Origin of the sequence: Rubellimicrobium thermophilum DSM 16684 (assembly GCF_000442315.1) — a bacterium.
GTDB classification, from domain to species: domain Bacteria; phylum Pseudomonadota; class Alphaproteobacteria; order Rhodobacterales; family Rhodobacteraceae; genus Rubellimicrobium; species Rubellimicrobium thermophilum.
In genome coordinates, this window is sequence record NZ_KE557322.1 from 156694 (window position 1) to 174458 (window position 17765).

Annotated in this window: 17 protein-coding genes and 1 CRISPR repeat array; of the genes, 9 read left to right on the forward strand and 8 right to left on the reverse strand. The window is 71.0% G+C overall.

What is annotated here, in order from left to right; translation table 11 throughout:
• From cas3 to cas2e, 9 genes are all read left to right on the forward strand, one after another.
• Positions 1-963: CRISPR-associated helicase Cas3' (gene cas3, locus RUTHE_RS10345; RefSeq protein WP_021098356.1), on the forward strand; the 963-nt coding region annotated here is incomplete at its 5' end.
• Positions 964-1043: 80 nt separating this feature from the next.
• Complete coding sequence (gene casA / locus RUTHE_RS10350; RefSeq protein ID WP_021098357.1) at positions 1044-2519, forward strand: type I-E CRISPR-associated protein Cse1/CasA; 1476 nt, start codon at positions 1044-1046, stop codon at positions 2517-2519.
• Positions 2516-3031, forward strand: a complete 516-nt coding sequence (casB, locus tag RUTHE_RS10355) for a type I-E CRISPR-associated protein Cse2/CasB (protein ID WP_021098358.1) — start codon at positions 2516-2518, stop codon at positions 3029-3031. The genes casA and casB overlap by 4 nt, the downstream gene beginning before the upstream one ends.
• A complete protein-coding gene (gene cas7e, locus RUTHE_RS10360) occupies positions 3028-4125 on the forward strand; it encodes a type I-E CRISPR-associated protein Cas7/Cse4/CasC (RefSeq protein WP_021098359.1) in 1098 nt (365 codons plus the stop codon). The genes casB and cas7e overlap by 4 nt, the downstream gene beginning before the upstream one ends.
• On the forward strand, positions 4118-4801 hold the full coding sequence (gene cas5e, locus RUTHE_RS10365) for a type I-E CRISPR-associated protein Cas5/CasD (protein WP_021098360.1): 684 nt from the start codon (positions 4118-4120) through the stop codon (positions 4799-4801). The genes cas7e and cas5e overlap by 8 nt, the downstream gene beginning before the upstream one ends.
• Positions 4798-6642 (forward strand): DUF262 domain-containing protein, encoded by a 1845-nt coding sequence (locus RUTHE_RS10370; protein WP_021098361.1) that lies wholly within the window; start codon positions 4798-4800, stop codon positions 6640-6642. The genes cas5e and RUTHE_RS10370 overlap by 4 nt, the downstream gene beginning before the upstream one ends.
• A complete protein-coding gene (gene cas6e / locus RUTHE_RS10375) occupies positions 6642-7307 on the forward strand; it encodes a type I-E CRISPR-associated protein Cas6/Cse3/CasE (RefSeq protein ID WP_021098362.1) in 666 nt (221 codons plus the stop codon). Before RUTHE_RS10370 ends, cas6e begins: the two co-directional genes overlap by 1 nt.
• Positions 7308-7326: 19 nt before the next feature.
• Positions 7327-8250 (forward strand): type I-E CRISPR-associated endonuclease Cas1e, encoded by a 924-nt coding sequence (cas1e, locus tag RUTHE_RS10380; protein ID WP_021098363.1) that lies wholly within the window; start codon positions 7327-7329, stop codon positions 8248-8250.
• A complete protein-coding gene (cas2e, locus tag RUTHE_RS10385; protein WP_021098364.1) occupies positions 8247-8618 on the forward strand; it encodes a type I-E CRISPR-associated endoribonuclease Cas2e in 372 nt (123 codons plus the stop codon). The genes cas1e and cas2e overlap by 4 nt, the downstream gene beginning before the upstream one ends.
• A gap of 49 nt (positions 8619-8667) precedes the next feature.
• Positions 8668-12426: a CRISPR direct-repeat array (repeat unit 29 nt; unit sequence GTGTTCCCCGCACACGCGGGGATGACCCG).
• 226 nt (positions 12427-12652) lie between these two features.
• Here cas2e and RUTHE_RS10390 read toward each other — a convergent pair.
• The 8 genes from RUTHE_RS10390 to RUTHE_RS10425 form a co-directional block, all read right to left on the reverse strand.
• Positions 12653-13045, reverse strand: a complete 393-nt coding sequence (locus tag RUTHE_RS10390; protein ID WP_040645699.1) for a hypothetical protein — start codon at positions 13043-13045, stop codon at positions 12653-12655.
• A 1706-nt stretch (positions 13046-14751) separates the two neighbouring features.
• On the reverse strand, positions 14752-15051 hold the full coding sequence (locus tag RUTHE_RS16465) for a hypothetical protein (protein WP_144079657.1): 300 nt from the start codon (positions 15049-15051) through the stop codon (positions 14752-14754).
• 107 nt (positions 15052-15158) lie between these two features.
• Entirely contained in the window at positions 15159-15572 is a 414-nt protein-coding gene (locus RUTHE_RS16470) for a hypothetical protein (protein WP_144079658.1), read from the reverse strand.
• 441 nt (positions 15573-16013) lie between these two features.
• A complete protein-coding gene (locus tag RUTHE_RS10410) occupies positions 16014-16352 on the reverse strand; it encodes a hypothetical protein (RefSeq protein ID WP_021098368.1) in 339 nt (112 codons plus the stop codon).
• Positions 16349-16693, reverse strand: coding sequence for a hypothetical protein (locus RUTHE_RS10415; protein WP_040645705.1), 345 nt, complete (start codon positions 16691-16693; stop codon positions 16349-16351). The genes RUTHE_RS10410 and RUTHE_RS10415 overlap by 4 nt, the downstream gene beginning before the upstream one ends.
• Positions 16663-16833, reverse strand: coding sequence for a hypothetical protein (locus RUTHE_RS16680; protein ID WP_021098370.1), 171 nt, complete (start codon positions 16831-16833; stop codon positions 16663-16665). The genes RUTHE_RS10415 and RUTHE_RS16680 overlap by 31 nt, the downstream gene beginning before the upstream one ends.
• A 115-nt stretch (positions 16834-16948) precedes the next feature.
• Positions 16949-17422: a hypothetical protein gene (locus tag RUTHE_RS10420; protein WP_021098372.1), complete on the reverse strand. Its 474-nt coding sequence runs from the start codon at positions 17420-17422 to the stop codon at positions 16949-16951.
• A 101-nt stretch (positions 17423-17523) separates the two neighbouring features.
• The gene (locus RUTHE_RS10425) at positions 17524-17742 is read right to left on the reverse strand and encodes a hypothetical protein (RefSeq protein ID WP_021098373.1); all 219 of its coding nucleotides are present in this window, start codon (positions 17740-17742) and stop codon (positions 17524-17526) included.
• Positions 17743-17765 lie beyond the last annotated feature (23 nt).

Genomic DNA, 17765 nt, shown 5'->3' on the forward strand with positions numbered 1-17765 from the left:
CCGCAGGCGGCGGCGGAGCATCTGGTGCAGGCGGCGGCGCAGGGCGCGGCCTGCGTCTGGGTGCGCAACGCCGTGGACGAGGCCATCGCCGCCGTCGCGGACCTGCGCGGCCGGGGGGTGGCGGCGGACCTTCTGCACGCGCGCTTCGCGCTGACCGACCGCAAGCGGCACGAGGCGGCGGTGCTCGCCGCCTTCGGCAAGGACCGCGCCGCCCGGCCGGGGCGGGTGCTGGTGGCCACCCAGGTGGTCGAATCCTCGCTCGACCTCGATTTCGACGTGATGGTGTCCGACCTCGCGCCGATGGCGGCGCTGATCCAGCGCGCCGGGCGGCTCTGGCGGCACATGCAGGAAAGGCCCGCCGGGGACCGCCCGGTGCCCGCGCCGGTGCTGCATGTCGTCTCGCCCGAACCGGGCGAGGCGGTCGCGCCCGACTGGGCGGCGGCGGAACTCGGGCAGGGGGTGCATGTCTATCCCCGCGATGCCCTCTGGCGCACGGCGCGGAAGCTGTTCGCGGCCGGCGAGATCCGTGCCCCCGAAGGCCTGCGCGACCTGATCGAGGCGGCGCATGCCGACGACCCGCTGCCGTCGGCGCTGGAGGCTGCGGCGCTGCGGGCCGCGGGGGCGGCGCAGGCGCAAAAGGCGCATGGCGCACAGAATGTGGTGGGCTGGGATCAGGGCTACCGGCTGGGCGCGGGCGGGGCGGGGGATGCCGAATACCCCACCCGGCTGGGCCAGCCCACCCGCACGCTGGTGCTGATGCGCCCGGACGGCGCGCCCTGGGCGGGCGGGGGGTGGAGCGTTGACAGCTGTCAACTCTCCGAGGTCTCGGCCAGCAAGGCGCGGCTCGACCGCCTGCCCCTGCCCGCCGCCCCCCGCCCCCGGCCTGCCCGGCTGGCTGACCGCGACGCGCAGCTTCGTGACGGTGGGCGAGGGTGGCGAAATCTGTCATGGCCTCGCCTATGACCCTGAAACCGGGCTGATTTTCGCTTGACCGGCGCATCGGCCGCCCCCTAGCCTTACCGCAGGTTGTGCAGGGTGGCGCGATGTTGAACCTGATCACCGATGCCTGGATCCCCGTCCGCCGCAAGGACGGAAGCCGCGCCACCATCGCCCCCTGGCAGATGGCGGATGAGAGCCTCGCCTTCCCCGACTGGCCGCGGCCCGACCTGAATATCGCCTGCCTCGAGCTTCTCATCGGCCTCGTCTTCCTGGCCGACCCGCCCACGGATGCGCGCGACTGGCGGACGCGGCAGGCCCCCGACCCCGAGCGCCTGCGCGCGCGCCTTTCCCCCTTCGCCCCGGCCTTCGAGCTGATGGGCGAGGGGCCGAGGTTCTGTCAGGACCGCGAGGCGTTCGAGGGGGCCGATGCCAACGACCCCGACATGCTCTTCATCGACAGCGCCGGGGGGCAGACGGTGCGCAACAATGCCGACCTCATGGTCAAGCGCGGCCGCTATGGCGCGCTCGATCCGGCCCTCGCGGCGATGGCGCTTTACACGCTGCAGGCGCATGCACCCTCGGGCGGCAAGGGCAACCGCACCTCGATGCGCGGCGGCGGTCCGATGGTCACGCTGATCGATCCGGGGGGCGGGCTCTGGCCGCTCGTCTGGGCCAATGTGCCCGATGGCGTGCCCGCGACACCGGATGTCCTGCCCTGGATGCGGCGCACGCGCACGTCCGAGCGGGGCGAGCAGGTCTTCCCGCAGGATGCCCACCCGGCCGAGGCTTTCTTCGGCATGCCGCGCAGGTTGCGGCTGATCGGGCAGCGCGGGCGCATCACTGGCGTGGCGCAGAAGCCTTACGGCACCAACTATGCCGGCTGGGAACACCCGCTGACGCCGCATTACCGCCAGAAGGCCGGGGCCGAGCTCTTGCCGCTGCACCCCCGCGCCGGGGCCTTCGGCTATCGCAACTGGCTGGGTGTGGCGTTGCCTGCACCCAACGCGGCAGATACCGCGCGGCGGGCGCAGGTCGCAGGGCTCTGGCAGGCACGTGGCGGCGGGCGGCGCGCCGATCTGATCGTGGCCGGCTGGGCGATGGACAACATGAAGCCGCGCGACTTCACCTTCTCGCGCGCGCCGCTTCTGGACCTGCCCGACGAGACGGCCGAGCGGGTCGAGGGCTTCGTCGAGGCCGCCGTGGCCCTGGGCGGCGCCCTGCGCGGGGCGCTTGCGCCGGTGCTGGCCGAGGGTGAATCGCGCGAGGCCGCGCGGGAAGAGTTCTTCGCCCGCACCCAAGGCGCCTTCGAGGCGCGGCTGGCCGAGTTGACAGCTGCGGGCGCCAACCCGCAGGCCGTGGCACAGGGCTGGCTGGCCGATCTGCGGGCGGCGGCGCTGGCGATCTTCGACGCGCAGGCGCTGCCGGGCCTGGCCGAGCGCGACATCCGCGACCAGCAGGCCATCGTGAAGGCGCGGTCGGGCCTGACGGCGGCCTTCGCGGGTTACGGCAAGCTGGGGCAGGGGGCCTGGACCGTTCTGGGCCTGACCCCGCCCGAACAGAAACGGAGGAAGGCCGCATGAGCGAAGGGCAGGGCAGAGGGGTCACCGCCGCCGCGTGGTGGCGCGAGCGGCTCGCGAACCGCGAGAGCGGCGCGGCGCGGGGGCTTGCGGCACGGCTTCGCCGCAGCGATGCGCTGGCGGCGCTGGCCGAACCGGCGGTGCAAGACCTGGCCCGTTCCCTGGGCCTTGGTGCGGCGCAGGCCGGGGCGCTGGTGCGGCTCGTGCAGGTGCTGGCCGAGATTCGCGAGGATGATCGCGACACGCTCGCCCGCCGTCTGGGCGGAGCGGAACCGCTGATGTCGCACCTGCGGTTCCAACGGCTTCTGCGCGCCGAGGGCGAAGAGGCCGGAACCGCCATCCGCCGCGCCGTCGTCATGGCTGACCGGCGCTGCAACGTCCGAAGCCTCGCCGCCGACCTGCTGGTCTGGGACCACCCCGAATGGGGCGAGGCCGCGCGCCGCCGCTGGATCTTCGACTATTTCGCCGCCGCCCGGCCCGGCGCCGACCTGAATTCCGAGGAGAACGCCGCATGACCGTCTTCGTCCAGTTCCACCTGCTGGTGCCCTATCCGCCCTCGAACCCCAACCGCGACGATCAGGGCCGGCCCAAGCAGGCCATGTTCGGCGGCCACCCGCGTCTTCGGCTCTCCAGCCAGTCGCTCAAGCGCGCGGTGCGCGAGACGGCCTATTTCATGCAGGATCTCGCCGGTCATCGCGGCACGCGCACCAAGCGCATCGCCGAAGAGGTGGAAAGGCGCCTGATCGGAAGGGGCATCCCGGCCGAGAATGCCCGGGCCGCGGCGGCGAAGGTGGCGGGCCTCTTCTCGAAGCTCGAGGCCGAGAAGGATGGCAAGGCGCCGCTCACCACCACGCTCGCCTTCGTCTCGCCCGAGGAATGGAAGGCCGCGCATGATCTGGCCGACCGGCTGGTTGCGGGCGAGAAGATCGAGGACAAGGAGCTGAAGAAGCTGGTCATGCGCCGCGCCGACGGGGCGGTGGACATCGCCATGTTCGGCCGGATGCTGGCCGACGACCCGGATTTCAACCGCGAGGCGGCGGTGCAAGTGGCCCATGCCTTCACCACGCACCGGGCGCTGGCCGAGGATGACTGGTATTCGGCGGTCGATGACCTCAAGACGCGCGAGGAAGACGCAGGCGCCGGCCATATCGGCGAGGCCGGCTTCGGCTCGGGGGTCTATTACCTTTATGCCTGTGTCAACGTGGACCTGCTGGTGGAAAACCTTGCCGGCGACCGCGCGCTTGCGGCGAAGGGGATGGAGGCGCTGGCCCGCGCGCTGGCCACCGCCACGCCACGGGGCAAGCAGAACAGCTTCGCCCACCATCCTCTGGCCCGCTACATCCGGGCCGAGCGCGGCAGCCGCCAGCCGCGCGACCTGTCGGGGGCCTTCTTCCATCCGGTCAACCTGCGGCTTCAGGAGCTGAAGTCGAACGACCTGATGCGCGCCTCGGTCGCCGCGCTGGAGGAGATGGCGGGCAAGCTCGACCGCGCCTATGGCCCGGCGGCCGAGGCTGTGGCGGTCATGGACGTGGACCTCGAACAGGGCACGCTGGACGAGATCGCCCGCTTTGCCGCCGAAGCGGTGACCCCGGCGCCCGCCGATGCCTGAGCATCTGATCTTCACCCTGTCGGCCGCCTTCGCCGGCTTCGGCGACGTGGCGGGGCACGAACGCCGCGGGTCCTGGACCTGGCCGGGGCGGTCGGCGGTGCTGGGGCTGCTGGCGGCGGCGCAGGGCATCCGGCGCGATGGCGACTTCGCCGCGCTCGACGCGCTGCGGCTGGCGGTGGCGGTGTTCGACACCGGCGCCGCCCTGCGCGACTATCACACGGTGCAGACGGTGCCGAGTGCTGTCATCAAGCGCCCGCAGAGCCGCCCCGCGGCGCTGCGCCGGGCCGGAAAGAACGCCAACACCACCATCAGCCACCGCGACTATCGCGCCGGCGTCCTCTACGGCGTGGCTGTGGCGGGGCCGGGCCTGCCCGCGCTGGCCGCGGCGCTGGAGGCCCCCGCCTTCCACCTCTATCTTGGGCGCAAGGCCTGCCCGCTGAACGCGCCGCTTGCGCCCCGGATCGTCGCCGCCGAAACCCCCGAGGCCGCACTTTGTCACCTGCGCCTGCCGCCCTGGGCCGAAGGCCTGACCGCCCAGACGCTTTACGCCGACGACGGCCCCGCCGAACGGGTGGAAACCCGCCACGACGCCCCCCTCGACCGGCGCCTGTGGCACTTCGCCCCCCGCGCCGTCGCCGTCCGCAGCGTCCACATCGCGCCCAAGGAGGCCGCATGACCTTCGAGACCAACCCCCGCTTCCTGCGCGACCTTCTGGCCGAGGCGCATGACGGCCGGCTGCAACTGCCCGACTTCCAGCGCTCCTATGTCTGGGGGGACGAGGATGTGCGCATGCTCATCGCCTCGATCCTGCGCGGCTTTCCGGTGGGGGCGCTCCTGACCCTGCGCACGGGCGGCACCGTGGCCTTTCGCCCGCGCCTTCTGGAAGGGGTGGAGGCCGCGCGCAAGGCGGCCGGGCAAGGGCCCGCGGCCCCGGCCGAAGAGCTGCTGCTCGACGGACAGCAGCGCATCACCTCGCTTTACGGGGCGCTGAAATGCCCGCTGCCGATGACGGTGCGCAAGCCGAAAAGCGAACGCAAGACGCTGCGGCGCTTCTACTACCTCGACATCGCCCGGGCGCTGGACGCGGGCGAGGAGCTGGAGGACGCCATCCTCGGCCTGCCCGAAAGCCGCATCCGCCGCGACCAGGTGCCGACGATCGACCTCTCGGACCGCACGAAGGAATTCGAGGCCGGCTGTTTCCCCCTGAACCTGGCCTTCGACCAGGCGGCGGTGATGAAATGGCTGTGGGATTATCAGGCCCATTGGCAGGGGCAGGGCGCGTCGCGCAGCGATCAGGCCAACGCCTTCATGGAGAAGGTGCTGCAACCGCTGCAAAGCTATCAGATGCCCACGATCCGCCTCGGCCACGAGACCAGCCGCGAGGCCGTCTGCCTGATCTTCGAGAAGGTCAACGTCGGCGGCAAGAAGCTCGATGCCTTCGAACTGGTCACGGCCATCTTCGCCGGCAGCCCCGAGCCCCTGAACCTGCGCGAGGACTGGGCGGCGCGCTTCCAGCGCATCCGCACCGGCAAGGGTCTGGGCATGCCGGTCTTCGACCATCTGCGCGGCTTCGACTTCCTGCAGGCCGTGTCGCTGGCCGCGACCCATGCCGCGCGCCGGGCGGGCACGGCGACGCAGGTCTCCTGCCGGCGCGAGGCGCTGCTGGGCCTGTCGCTTGCCGATTTCCGCGCCCATGCCCCGGCAGTGGAGGAAGGCTTCCGCGAGGCCGGGCGGTTCCTCGCCGAACAGAAGGTGCTCTGGGCCGCCGACCTGCCCTATCCGGCGCAAGGCGTGGCGCTGGCGGCCTTCTTCGCCATCGGCGGCAAGGCCGCGCAAAGCGCCGTCGCCAGGGAGAAGCTGGAACGCTGGTTCTGGCGCACCTCGCTGGCCGAGGATTACGGGTCCAGCCCCGAATCCAAGCTCGCCAAGGACGCCGAGGAGGTCACCGCCTGGCTGATGGGCGGGCCCGAGCCCGAGCGGATGAAGCTTCTCACCTTCAACCCCGACCGGCTGGACTCCCTGCGCATGCGCGTCTCGGCCGCCTACCGGGCCTTCTCGGCGCTCTTGCTGCGGCAGGGGTGCCGCGACTTCATCACTGGCAAGCCGGCCGACATCACCACCTTCCACAGCGACCCGATGGATGTGCACCACATCTTCCCCCGCGCCTGGTGCGAAAGGAAGGGGATCAGGCCGGAGGACTACGACAGCATCCTGAACAAGACGCCGCTGACCGCCGCATCGAACCGCGAGATCGGCGGCGACGCGCCGTCGGACTATCTGGCGCGGATCGAGGCGAAGCACGGAATTTTGCCCGACCAGAGGGGTGCGATCCTTCGCAGCCACCTGATCGAACCGGACTTCCTGCGGACAAATGATTTCAAGGGCTTTATCGCCGACCGCAAGGCGAAGCTCGCCGCGCTGGCCGCGCAGGCGATGGGCCTGCCCCTGGCCACCGCCGCCCCGGCCGCCCCGCCCGAACCCGAGGGCGAGACGGACGAAGCGGAGGAGGCCGCCTGATGTTTCTCTCGCGCCTGACGCTCAAACGCAGCCCCGATGTCGCGGCGCTGGGGCGGCTTCTGGACCCGAAGGATCCGGGGCGGCGCATGGATGCCCAGCACCGCCTCATCTGGTCGGCCTTCGCCGGCGACCCCGAGGCGCGCCGCGATTTCCTCTGGCGCGACATGGGCGGCGGCACCTTCCTCGTGCTCTCGCCCCGCCCGCCGGGGGAGAGCGCGCTGTTCGAGCGTGCCGATGCCACCCCCTTCGCCCCTGACCTTGCCGCGGGCGACCGGCTGGCCTTCGTCCTGCGCGCGAACGCCACCCGCACCGTAACCGAGCCCGACGGTCGCAAGCGCCACCGCGACGTGGTGATGGAGGCGCTGCATGCCACGCCCAAGGGCGCGCGGGCGCCGGTCCGGCTGGAACGGGCGCAGGAGGCCGGGCGGCGCTGGCTGGAGGGTCAGGGGGCGCGGGCGGGCTTCCGCGTGACCGAGGCCGGCGTCACCGCCTATGCCGTGGCCGAGCCGCCGGGGCAGGGCGCGCGCCGCCCCCGCTTCGGCATCATCGACCTCGAAGGCCTGATCGAAGTCACCGATCCCGCCGCCTTCCTTGCGCGCCTCGCGCAGGGCTTCGGCCGCGCCAAGGCCTTCGGCTGCGGGCTGATGCTGATCCGCCGGGCCTGAAGCCGGGCCAGGGGGTGGGATGACCGAAACGCCCGGCCTGCCCCCCGCCCGCCCGATCCCCTTGAAGGACCGCGCCGCGCTGGTCTTTGTCGAACGCGCGCAGCTCGATGTGGACGACGGCTGCTTCGTCGCCATCGACGAGGGCGGCATCCGCAGCGTCATCCCCGTGGGCGGCCTCGCCTGCCTGCTGCTCGAGCCCGGCACCCGCGTCTCGCACCGCGCCGCCGCGCTGGCCGCGCAGGCGGGCACGCTTCTGGTCTGGGTGGGGGAAGGGGCGGTGCGGCTCTATTCCGCCGGCCGTCCGGGGGGCGAACGCGCCGACAGGCTGCTCTGGCAGGCGCAGATCGCGCTGGACGATGCCGCCCGTCTGCGCGTGGTGCGCCGGATGTATGAACTCCGCTTCGGCGAACCCGCCCCGCAGCGCCGCTCGATCGACCAGCTCCGCGGCATCGAGGGCGTGCGCGTGCGCGAGACCTACGCCCTTCTGGCCCGCCAGCACGGGGTGGCGTGGACCCGCCGCGCCTACGATCCGGGGCAGTGGGATTCTGCCGACCTGCCCAACCGCTGCCTGTCCTCGGCCACCGCCTGCCTGCACGGGCTGTGCGAGGCCGCAGTGCTGGCTGCGGGCTATTCCCCCGCCATTGGCTTCCTGCACACCGGCACGGCGCTGAGCTTCGTCTACGACATCGCCGATCTGTGGAAACTGCAGACCGTGGTGCCCGAGGCCTTCCGCATCGCAGGCCTTGCCCAGAAGGGCCGGCTGAGCTTGCCCGTCGAACGCGCCGTGCGCCAGGCCTGCCGAGACAGCTTCCGACGCACCCGGCTGCTCGAGCGGATCATCCCGCAGATCGAGGATGTCCTGTCCGCCGGAGAGCTGCCCAAGCCCCCGCCCCCGCCCGAGGCCGCCGGCCCCGCCTTCCCCGACCCGGAGGACGGCCCATGATGGTGATCGTGATGACGAATGCTCCGCCGAGGCTTGCGGGGCGGCTCAAGGTCTGGCTCCTGGAGGTGCGGGCGGGGGTCTTCGTCGGCGACTACTCGGCCCGCACGCGGGAACGGATCTGGGCTCAGGTCGAGGCCTATATCGAGGACGGCGATGCGGTGATGGTCTGGGATGCGCCCACCGACCAGGGCTTCGATTTCGCCACCGTGGGTACCAACCGCCGGATGCCGGTTGACTTCGACGGGCTGAAGCTGGTCAGCTTCTATCCGAAGGATCATCCGATGTCGCAGCGCCCCGCCCGTCGCCCCCGCGGACCGGCCCCCGAGACCCCGGTCCCGCCGGCGAAGCCCGACCCGAAAACCCGGTAGGCTCTTTGACAGTTGAATTTCAGCGGTAGCTCAGATACCTGCAACAAGAGTGTTCCCCGCACACGCGGGGATGACCCGCGGACATACTCGCCGTTGGCGTTCGCGCCGCGGTGTTCCCCGCACACGCGGGGATGACCCGTCGTGGCGCGCCTTGATCTCGATGCCGTCGACGTGTTCCCCGCACACGCGGGGATGACCCTCTCGATTGCATCGAGCAGCGTGATTTCGGGCAGTGTTCCCCGCACACGCGGGGATGACCCGCTGGTCCACACGCTGCGCGCGCTTACCGGCCGTGTTCCCCGCACACGCGGGGATGACCCGGCGGCGGTGCGGGGCTGTTCGTGACGTGGCATGTGTTCCCCGCACACGCGGGGATGACCCGCCGCGCTGACCCTGCGAAGGCTCCCAAACCCGGTGTTCCCCGCACACGCGGGGATGACCCGCGGGGGGATGAGGAATGACCCCTCCCCAGCCCGTGTTCCCCGCACACGCGGGGATGACCCGATGGGTCGTGGTGTCGGACATGGGGTAGCCTTGTGTTCCCCGCACACGCGGGGATGACCCGATCTCGGTGAGCCATTCGGCGCGATCGCTGCTGTGTTCCCCGCACACGCGGGGATGACCCGCCCACCGAGCAGGATGTGCCGGAGCGCGTCGCGTGTTCCCCGCACACGCGGGGATGACCCGAGCGCGCTGGGCTGATGGCCCGGTGGGCGGCAGTGTTCCCCGCACACGCGGGGATGACCCGCTGTAATCGTCGGGGTTCTCGCCGACCGACGCGTGTTCCCCGCACACGCGGGGATGACCCGCTCGTCGATCAACGCGGTCTTTTCGGCAGGCGGTGTTCCCCGCACACGCGGGGATGACCCGCGGGCGATGTTCACCATTCCGACTGGTCCTCCGTGTTCCCCGCACACGCGGGGATGACCCGCCGATGGGCGCGCCCTTCTTCCCGGTGATGCCGTGTTCCCCGCACACGCGGGGATGACCCGGGACGCTCCGCCCACGCCTCTGCCCACGGACCCGTGTTCCCCGCACACGCGGGGATGACCCGACCACCGCCCCCTTCGCCAACGCCGACGAGGCGTGTTCCCCGCACACGCGGGGATGACCCGCGGGCGCCAGTGGGTGGGCGCGTCACCCTCGAGTGTTCCCCGCACACGCGGGGATGACCCGCGCCGCGAGCGCCCAGCCGATCAGCACCGACAGTGTTCCCCGCACACGCGGGGATGACCCGCCCAGCTCGCTCGGCTCCTCGACACCAGCTGGGTGTTCCCCGCACACGCGGGGATGACCCGCGGCCCCCTTGCGCTCGCGAGCTTGCGAGCGGGTGTTCCCCGCACACGCGGGGATGACCCGGATTTCAACGCCCCCCGGGTTGGTCCGACGCCCGTGTTCCCCGCACACGCGGGGATGACCCGTCCGCCTGGTCGGCGCGACGCTCGACGGCGCCGTGTTCCCCGCACACGCGGGGATGACCCGAACACGGGCAGGCCCGCCCGGTCAAACGCCTCGTGTTCCCCGCACACGCGGGGATGACCCGCCGTCACCGCGCTGTCGATCAGCCACGACTCGGTGTTCCCCGCACACGCGGGGATGACCCGTGGACGCCGAAGGGCAGGGCGGGGCCGCGCAAGTGTTCCCCGCACACGCGGGGATGACCCGCGGCGCCACGCCTCGATGTGCGAGACACGGGCGTGTTCCCCGCACACGCGGGGATGACCCGCCGGCGATCCAGTCACGGACGGGCCAGCCCGAGTGTTCCCCGCACACGCGGGGATGACCCGGGCGAGCGCTGCTTTGAATTTGTCAGGCGTCATGTGTTCCCCGCACACGCGGGGATGACCCGGCCTTGAACTGGTCCGCGACCTTGATCTGGTGGTGTTCCCCGCACACGCGGGGATGACCCGCCCGCCGGTGCACGGCGGGCTCGTTCTCATTTGTGTTCCCCGCACACGCGGGGATGACCCGCCGGAGCCGTCGCCGGAGCCGGAGCCGGAGCCGTGTTCCCCGCACACGCGGGGATGACCCGCCAGCACCCTTCGGCGATCAGGGGAACGATGCGTGTTCCCCGCACACGCGGGGATGACCCGCCCGCGAGGTTGGCGCGCGCGAGGTCGGCGCGGTGTTCCCCGCACACGCGGGGATGACCCGCCGTAGCCGAAGCCGGAGCCGTAGCCGTCGCCGTGTTCCCCGCACACGCGGGGATGACCCGCTGCTGATCGGTCATGAGGTCCAGGCCTGGCTGTGTTCCCCGCACACGCGGGGATGACCCGATGGACCGGCGCTTCATGGACGTCCCGCCGGGGTGTTCCCCGCACACGCGGGGATGACCCCTGGTCTACACGCTGCGCGCGCCTTACCGCCCCGTGTTCCCCGCACACGCGGGGATGACCCGTAGGCCGCCACCGCGTCGTCGTGTCGCTCGGCGTGTTCCCCGCACACGCGGGGATGACCCGACCTGCGAGGACGCATCGCCCGACGCCTGCATGTGTTCCCCGCACACGCGGGGATGACCCGCGTGGTGGCAGCATCCCCGCCTCAATCCCGACGTGTTCCCCGCACACGCGGGGATGACCCGGCGTCGATCGAGAGTCGGCGGCCCAAGATGCTGTGTTCCCCGCACACGCGGGGATGACCCGCCCATGCCGCTCCGGTTCCTGCCGCCGCAGAGGTGTTCCCCGCACACGCGGGGATGACCCGCCGGAGCCGTCGCCGTCGCCGTAGCCGTCGCCGTAGCCGTGTTCCCCGCACACGCGGGGATGACCCGCCGGCCTGCATCGTGAACGTCCCGCCGGTTGACGTGTTCCCCGCACACGCGGGGATGACCCGCGGTCGCGGCGACTCTCGTCGCCCCCCGTCAGGTGTTCCCCGCACACGCGGGGATGACCCGCTGATCGCTCCGCCGTTGACCGCGCCGTTGGCGTGTTCCCCGCACACGCGGGGATGACCCGATCGCCCGCTACCGCGAGGCCATGGATGGCCCGTGTTCCCCGCACACGCGGGGATGACCCGCCCCGCGCGCAGGACACTGCGCCTGCCCTCTCGTGTTCCCCGCACACGCGGGGATGACCCGTCGGGAGCCCGGTTGAGCCGGTAGCCGTAGTCGTGTTCCCCGCACACGCGGGGATGACCCGCGGATCATCTGGTGAATCGCGCCGTTTGCGGCGTGTTCCCCGCACACGCGGGGATGACCCGTCTTCCAGGACACCTGCAGCGGGTTGAGGCCGGTGTTCCCCGCACACGCGGGGATGACCCGCGGACATCGTTGCAGTCCCAATAGCCGCTCCAGTGTTCCCCGCACACGCGGGGATGACCCGCGATAGCCTTTGCGCCCGCCGGCCCGTGCCAAGTGTTCCCCGCACACGCGGGGATGACCCGTCAGCGCGCGCCTCGGGCAGCGTCGCGCCGGCGTGTTCCCCGCACACGCGGGGATGACCCGGCGAGGACGGCGGCGGCGCCGGGCATCTCGCGGTGTTCCCCGCACACGCGGGGATGACCCGCGCTCGGACTGGGCAACCAGCTCCTGCGCGCCGTGTTCCCCGCACACGCGGGGATGACCCGCCGACATGGCCGCCGCCGTCGCGGGCGAACACGTGTTCCCCGCACACGCGGGGATGACCCGTCGGACACGAAGCGGGTATCGCCCAGGGCGCGGTGTTCCCCGCACACGCGGGGATGACCCGGGCGGAGAAAAATTCCGCCGGAGTCATGATTTGTGTTCCCCGCACACGCGGGGATGACCCTTACGCCGTCGCCCGGGGTCTCGATTACGTCGCGTGTTCCCCGCACACGCGGGGATGACCCGTATCCGGGCCGGGTGTCGGTCCCCAGCATCTCCTCGAGCGAATAGCCCAGCTCCTTGGCGACAAAGGTGTCGATGTCGCCATGCTCTTCCTCGATCCGGTCCAGCGCGGCGTTGATGGCGTCGCGCATGTTGACCGGGACAAGGGTGCCCACGACAAACTGGGCCTTGGAGCGCGGCTCGTAGCGAACCTGATACTTGGTTTCGGCCTCGGTGTTCCTCGGGCGGGTTACCGATCCGGGGGCCAGAGTGTGTAGGCGAACGCTATCAGACTGTTCCCCTCCTCCTCGAACGCCTGGATCATCACCTGATCGGTCTCCATCTCCTCCGGCTGCGCCGGCCACGTCTGTTCCCCGATCTGAATCTTCAGCGCCCCGCTCTCCGTCACGATCTTCTCTGCCGCTTCCTCCGGTTTGTCCGCGTTCAGGAAAATCAGTTCCATGAGCGCCATGTCGAGGAACATCTGCGGGTCGCTCTCCTTCCTCTCCCGTTCGATCATATCCACGATCCGGGCTTTGAGCGCCTCCAGATACGCTTCGCGCGTCAGAGTCATCGCCTCGGGAAGGATTACCGTCGCCGCGTCCCTGTAGGCCCCCTTCGGGCAGAACATCGCGCGTGCCATCGATCAGCTCCTCCAGACTATCCCAGGTTTCGTAGACCTTGGGGGGGGTCGCGTGGGGCATCGCGCGGGAGGACTCGCCACGCCCTTCCACGACAATCACGTCCACCGGCCATGCCGCCCCCTGCCGGTCGTAGAGCGAGCCGGCGACGGTGAAATGGCTCTTTACGTCATATGTGTCGTAAAGCGACTTGTAAAAAGTCAGCATCTTCGGCGTGCGGTAGGCGCGCGCCCGTTCGTCGCCGGTCTTGGATTCTCTGATCCCCCCAACGATCAGGACCGCGCGGCCGTTGTCCGGCATGGCTTCGAGCGCCCGCCAGGCAATGGCGTGGTCCACCTCGTTTGTCGCCAGGTCGCCGATGGGCCAGGACTGCCGCACGCCGTCCCGGAAGACGGCGCCGAAGGGCGGGTTTGCAAGCAGCACATCGAAGGGCGGCATGTCCACCGCCATCGCGTCCCCGACCGTGACGGTCACGGCAGGCCCGAGGGCGCGTCTGATCCCTTCGGCGCGGGCGGGGTCGATCTCGTTGGCGACGGCCTTCTGCGGGTTGGCGGCGGCGAGCAGCATCCCGTTCCCTGCGGTGGGGTCGAAGACGCGATCCGAGTCGGTGACGCGGGCCAGCCGCGAAGCGAGATAGGCCAGCGGTGCAGGCGTGGAGTAAGCCTGATTCTCGACGCTGCTGGAGGTCCGTTCCGCAAGCTTGGGTTGGGCTTCGTAAAGGCGCACAAGGGAGCGGAAGACTTCGGTCGGAGAAGCGCCGGAGCGCGCGATGGCTGCGGTGCGGCGCACGATGGCGACTTCGATGGCCTCTTCCATCATCTTGCGGTCGGCGCCTTCGCGCAGCGGGCGTCCGATTGCCTCTTCCGCAAGCTTCCGCGCGTCCGTGATGGAGGCAAAGGTCTGGCCGCGCTCGAAGGCCGCGACGAAGGCGTCGGTGATGCGCGCAGGCTCCGACGCTGCTTCAGCAGAGGGCGCTGGGCTCGATGCCGTTGTGCCAGAGGGTGCAGGCTCCGATGCCGTCTCGGCCGAGGGGGCGGCGTTCGCCGTGCCCTCGTCCCCCCGGCCTTCCGCCCGCAGCGCGTCGATGGCGGCAAACACCTCGTCTTCGTTGTCCATGCCTGTGAGGTCTTGCCCGTCTCGGCGCATGTTCCCGCGCTGGGTCAGGTAGGCAAGGCGCAGGGTTTCCTCGGCTTCGTCAATGGTGGTCCCGGTGCTGGCGAGGAAGTCGCGGGCAATCTCGATGAAGCGGCGCATCCCGGCTTCGACGTAGAGCGCAGTCATCTCGTTGGCGTCGCGCAAAAGGACCGGGTCGAGCCCCGCATTTACCTGATTGCGAAGCCGCGCCGCCACCGACTTCTTGAGCTCTTCGAGCCGAGCCAGCTCCTCCGGGGAAAGCGCGGCGGCGATGTCCTTTGGCGCCTCTGGTTGGGCCGTTGGTGGGGTGTTCCCCGCACACGCGGGGATGACCCGCTCTCGCACCCATGTTGCTCCGAGCACCACTCGGGTTTCCCTCCCGTGCGGGGGCGGCCGCATGGCCCTGTGCCGTCCCGGCGGCCGGGCGGCCCTCTCGGGCCCGCGTTCGGGCGGCGATGTCGCAGGCGATGTCGCGGGGGAGCGCCTGTGTCACGTCGCAACCCCGGCTGCGCCGGGGAAGGGTATCGGGCAATCCGAAAAGAGAAGCCATGCAGGATGGTGCTTCGGGCCCCTGTCAGGTCGAGCCAGCCAGCAGGGAAAGACACGCCTCCGGCGCACCGGGCTGGCGATGCGCGAGCCGGTTGCGCAGACGGGCGAGGATCTCGAGCCGGGCGGCCTCGCGACGGTCGAGCGCTTTGCGCAGCTGGTGGCACAGGGCTCCGAGTTCGATCTCCTCGACCGAGGTCGCGCCGAGCGCGCGGAGATGGTCGTCGATCCGCAGGCGCGGCCGGTGCCGGTCGATCAGGGCCAGCCGCGCCTCCTCGAGGGTGGGAAAGAAGGTGGCGAGCTGCGCGCGCCACACGCGTCGCGGCAAGACTGCACTTTCCCCGGCCCGATGCAGGGCCAGAGGGCAGTCTGCCGCGGCTGCGGCGGCCGGCGTGAACCGTGTGGCGGCCCGCGTCAGCCAGTCCAGCGGCCGGGTCAGATCGTCGAGACCGGCGCGGGCCAGGTCCGCCGCGAGGTTGAGCCGCCAGCTGCAGAGTTCGACGGCAAGCGCAACGGCCAGGTCGGCGGCCAGGCCGGGGTCGGGCCGGCGGCGAAGCGCAGCACGACCAGGCGCTGGTCGCAGGCGGCCGAAGCCAGCGCCACCAGCGTCGGCGCGCAGCCGAGTTCCGCAGCCAGGATCGCGGCCGGCAGGCGGGCATCGGCCGGGGCGCAAGCGCTGTTCGTCCGATCATGAAGGCCGCAGGCGCGTGCCAGAAGCGCGTCCACGAGGCCGGGTGGAGCTTCCGGCATGGGCGGCACGAGCAGGAGGCCGCGGCCCAGCATCTCGGCCAGATCCGCAAGCCAGGTGTCGAGCCCCGGCAGATCCCAGGGATCCAGGGGCCCCCTCATGCCGCGGCCAGGCGCCCCAGAGGCGTTGGCATCGGAACCGATCCTGCGCGGTCGGGCGCATGCAGCCAGCCCCGGCGATCAGGCGGTCGAGCCGCGCCTGCCGTTCGCCGACCGGAAGTTCGACAATCGTGGGCAGATCGGACCGCAGGGCCATCAGCCGCGCCGGCAGACCCTCGGTCGCCTCCATGATCGCGGTCCGCATCTCCCTGTCGTCGATCTGCTGGGCGAAACCTTCCTCGGACAGCCAGAGCCGCAGCATCGCCTCGTCCCAGGGGCGGGCATGGACGCGCGGCAGATGGGGAAGATCCGGCGGATCGGTGGGCACGATCCAGAGGAGGCGCGCGCCCGGGCCGCTGTCCTGCAGACGGTCAAGCAGGCGCCTGGCGCGCTCGGCCAGCACCCCCAGATCGACCATCTCGGACAGGATTTCCTCGCAATCGGTCAGCGAGGGGCGGGCCAGACCCTGCGGCCAGAAGGGGAAGGCGACCTCGCAGACCTCTCTGCGGTCAGCCCGGCGGATCGCACACGCTCCTGCCCGCCGGCATGGTCCAGCCGGCTGAGGGCGATCGACCTGGCGAAGAGTTCGTAGCGCAGATCGAGGTTCAGCGTCAGCTGGAAGCGATTCTGGATCTGGTCCGAAATGGCCTCTGCCGTGCTCCCATCGAAGAGCATCTCGCGGCTGAGCTTGCGGCACGGCCCTTCGTGCCGCCTTATTGCGCGCCCCAGGCGGTCCACCACCTGATGTCCGAAGATCTGCACCAGCGAGGGGTAGTGGTTCATCCGCGACAGCATGTCCCAGGCGATGGCCGGATCGGCAAAGTCGAGCCCCGCGCGCGCAGCGGCTCTCGCGCGAGGCGGCGCAGGGCGGCGCGGTTGGCCTCGGTCTGGTTCATCGGGCCGATGCAGATCGGCTCGCCCAGATGCGGCAGCGGCGAATTGGGCGCATGGGCCATGCGCCGGACGTTGTGCAGACCGGCGAAGACGGTCTTGAAGCGCCGTCCCGTCTCTTCCATCAGCGACTTGATGGGCAAGAGATTGGGATAGCCCGCGGCATGTTCGGCGCGCAGGAAGTTGTCGGCCTCGTCCAGCATCACCAGCAGGCGCCGCGCATCGTCGCACAACGGCGGGCCAGGGTGCGGCGGTCCTCTTCGCCCAGGCGGCGGAACTGGACCACGATCCAGGCGTCATCGGGGGCCTCGGTGCCGATGGTGCGCAGGATCTGATCCGTCGTCACCTCTTCCCGCGCCGCCAGAAGCTGCAAGCCCCTCCGGTTTCGCTCCCGAAGGCGGGCGGCAGGAACCAGTCCGACACATGCGGCACCTCGAACTGCATGGACAGCTGGCGGAGCCGGCCGGGCACGGCCTCGCATCCCAGCATTACCGCAACGCCGCGAGCCCGATCAGGCCGAACAGCCGCGCCAGCATGGCGCTCAGACGTTCGGGCTGGTTCTGCCGCAAGTCATTCTCCGCAGCACCCCATGTCTCGACCAGATGCTGACCGCGTTTGCGCGTCTGGCTGTCCAGATCGGCGAATGGCAGCGGGCCGAGGTTCTGCCCGCCCGCCAGGGCCGACCGGCTCTGTCCCCGGGCGATGGTCGTGCTGTTCGACGGGCGGACGACAGCGGGAAAGAAGGTGTCGAACAGATCGGGTGCGTCGGCTTCGGGCAGCGGCACGAACCGGCCGGCCCGCAGATCGGCGATGGCGTCATCGACCGTGACCGGGTCGAGCTGATCGAGGCGGTCGAGGATCGCGCGCGCTCCTTCGCATCCGGGGCGGTTGCACAGTTCGGTCAGGGCTGCCCGCTGCCGATCCAGGACCGTCGCGCGCAGGCGTTCGCGGTCGGCTTCCATCCTGTCCAGACAGGCGTCGCGCCCGGCGGCCAGCGCATCGGCCGCCGCCTCGGCGTCGCGGTCCGGGCCTTCTGGAGTCGTGCTGCCCTTGTCGTGCGGAGTCAGCAGGCGCTGGCACAGCGACAGGACGGCGAGGTCGCGGACAGGGGCAGAAGGTCTTCGGGACTGCGCGCCATGATCTCCGCAGGATTCGCGCCCGGGTTCCGGTTCATCAGCCAGCGCAGGGCGCGCGTGCCAAAGGCCTTCAATCCGTCGTTCCGCGCGATCATCCGCCGGTCGCAGGCACGCAACGCCGCCAGCCCCTCGTCGCAGGTCACCATCCGGGCCAGCGCGTCATGGAAGG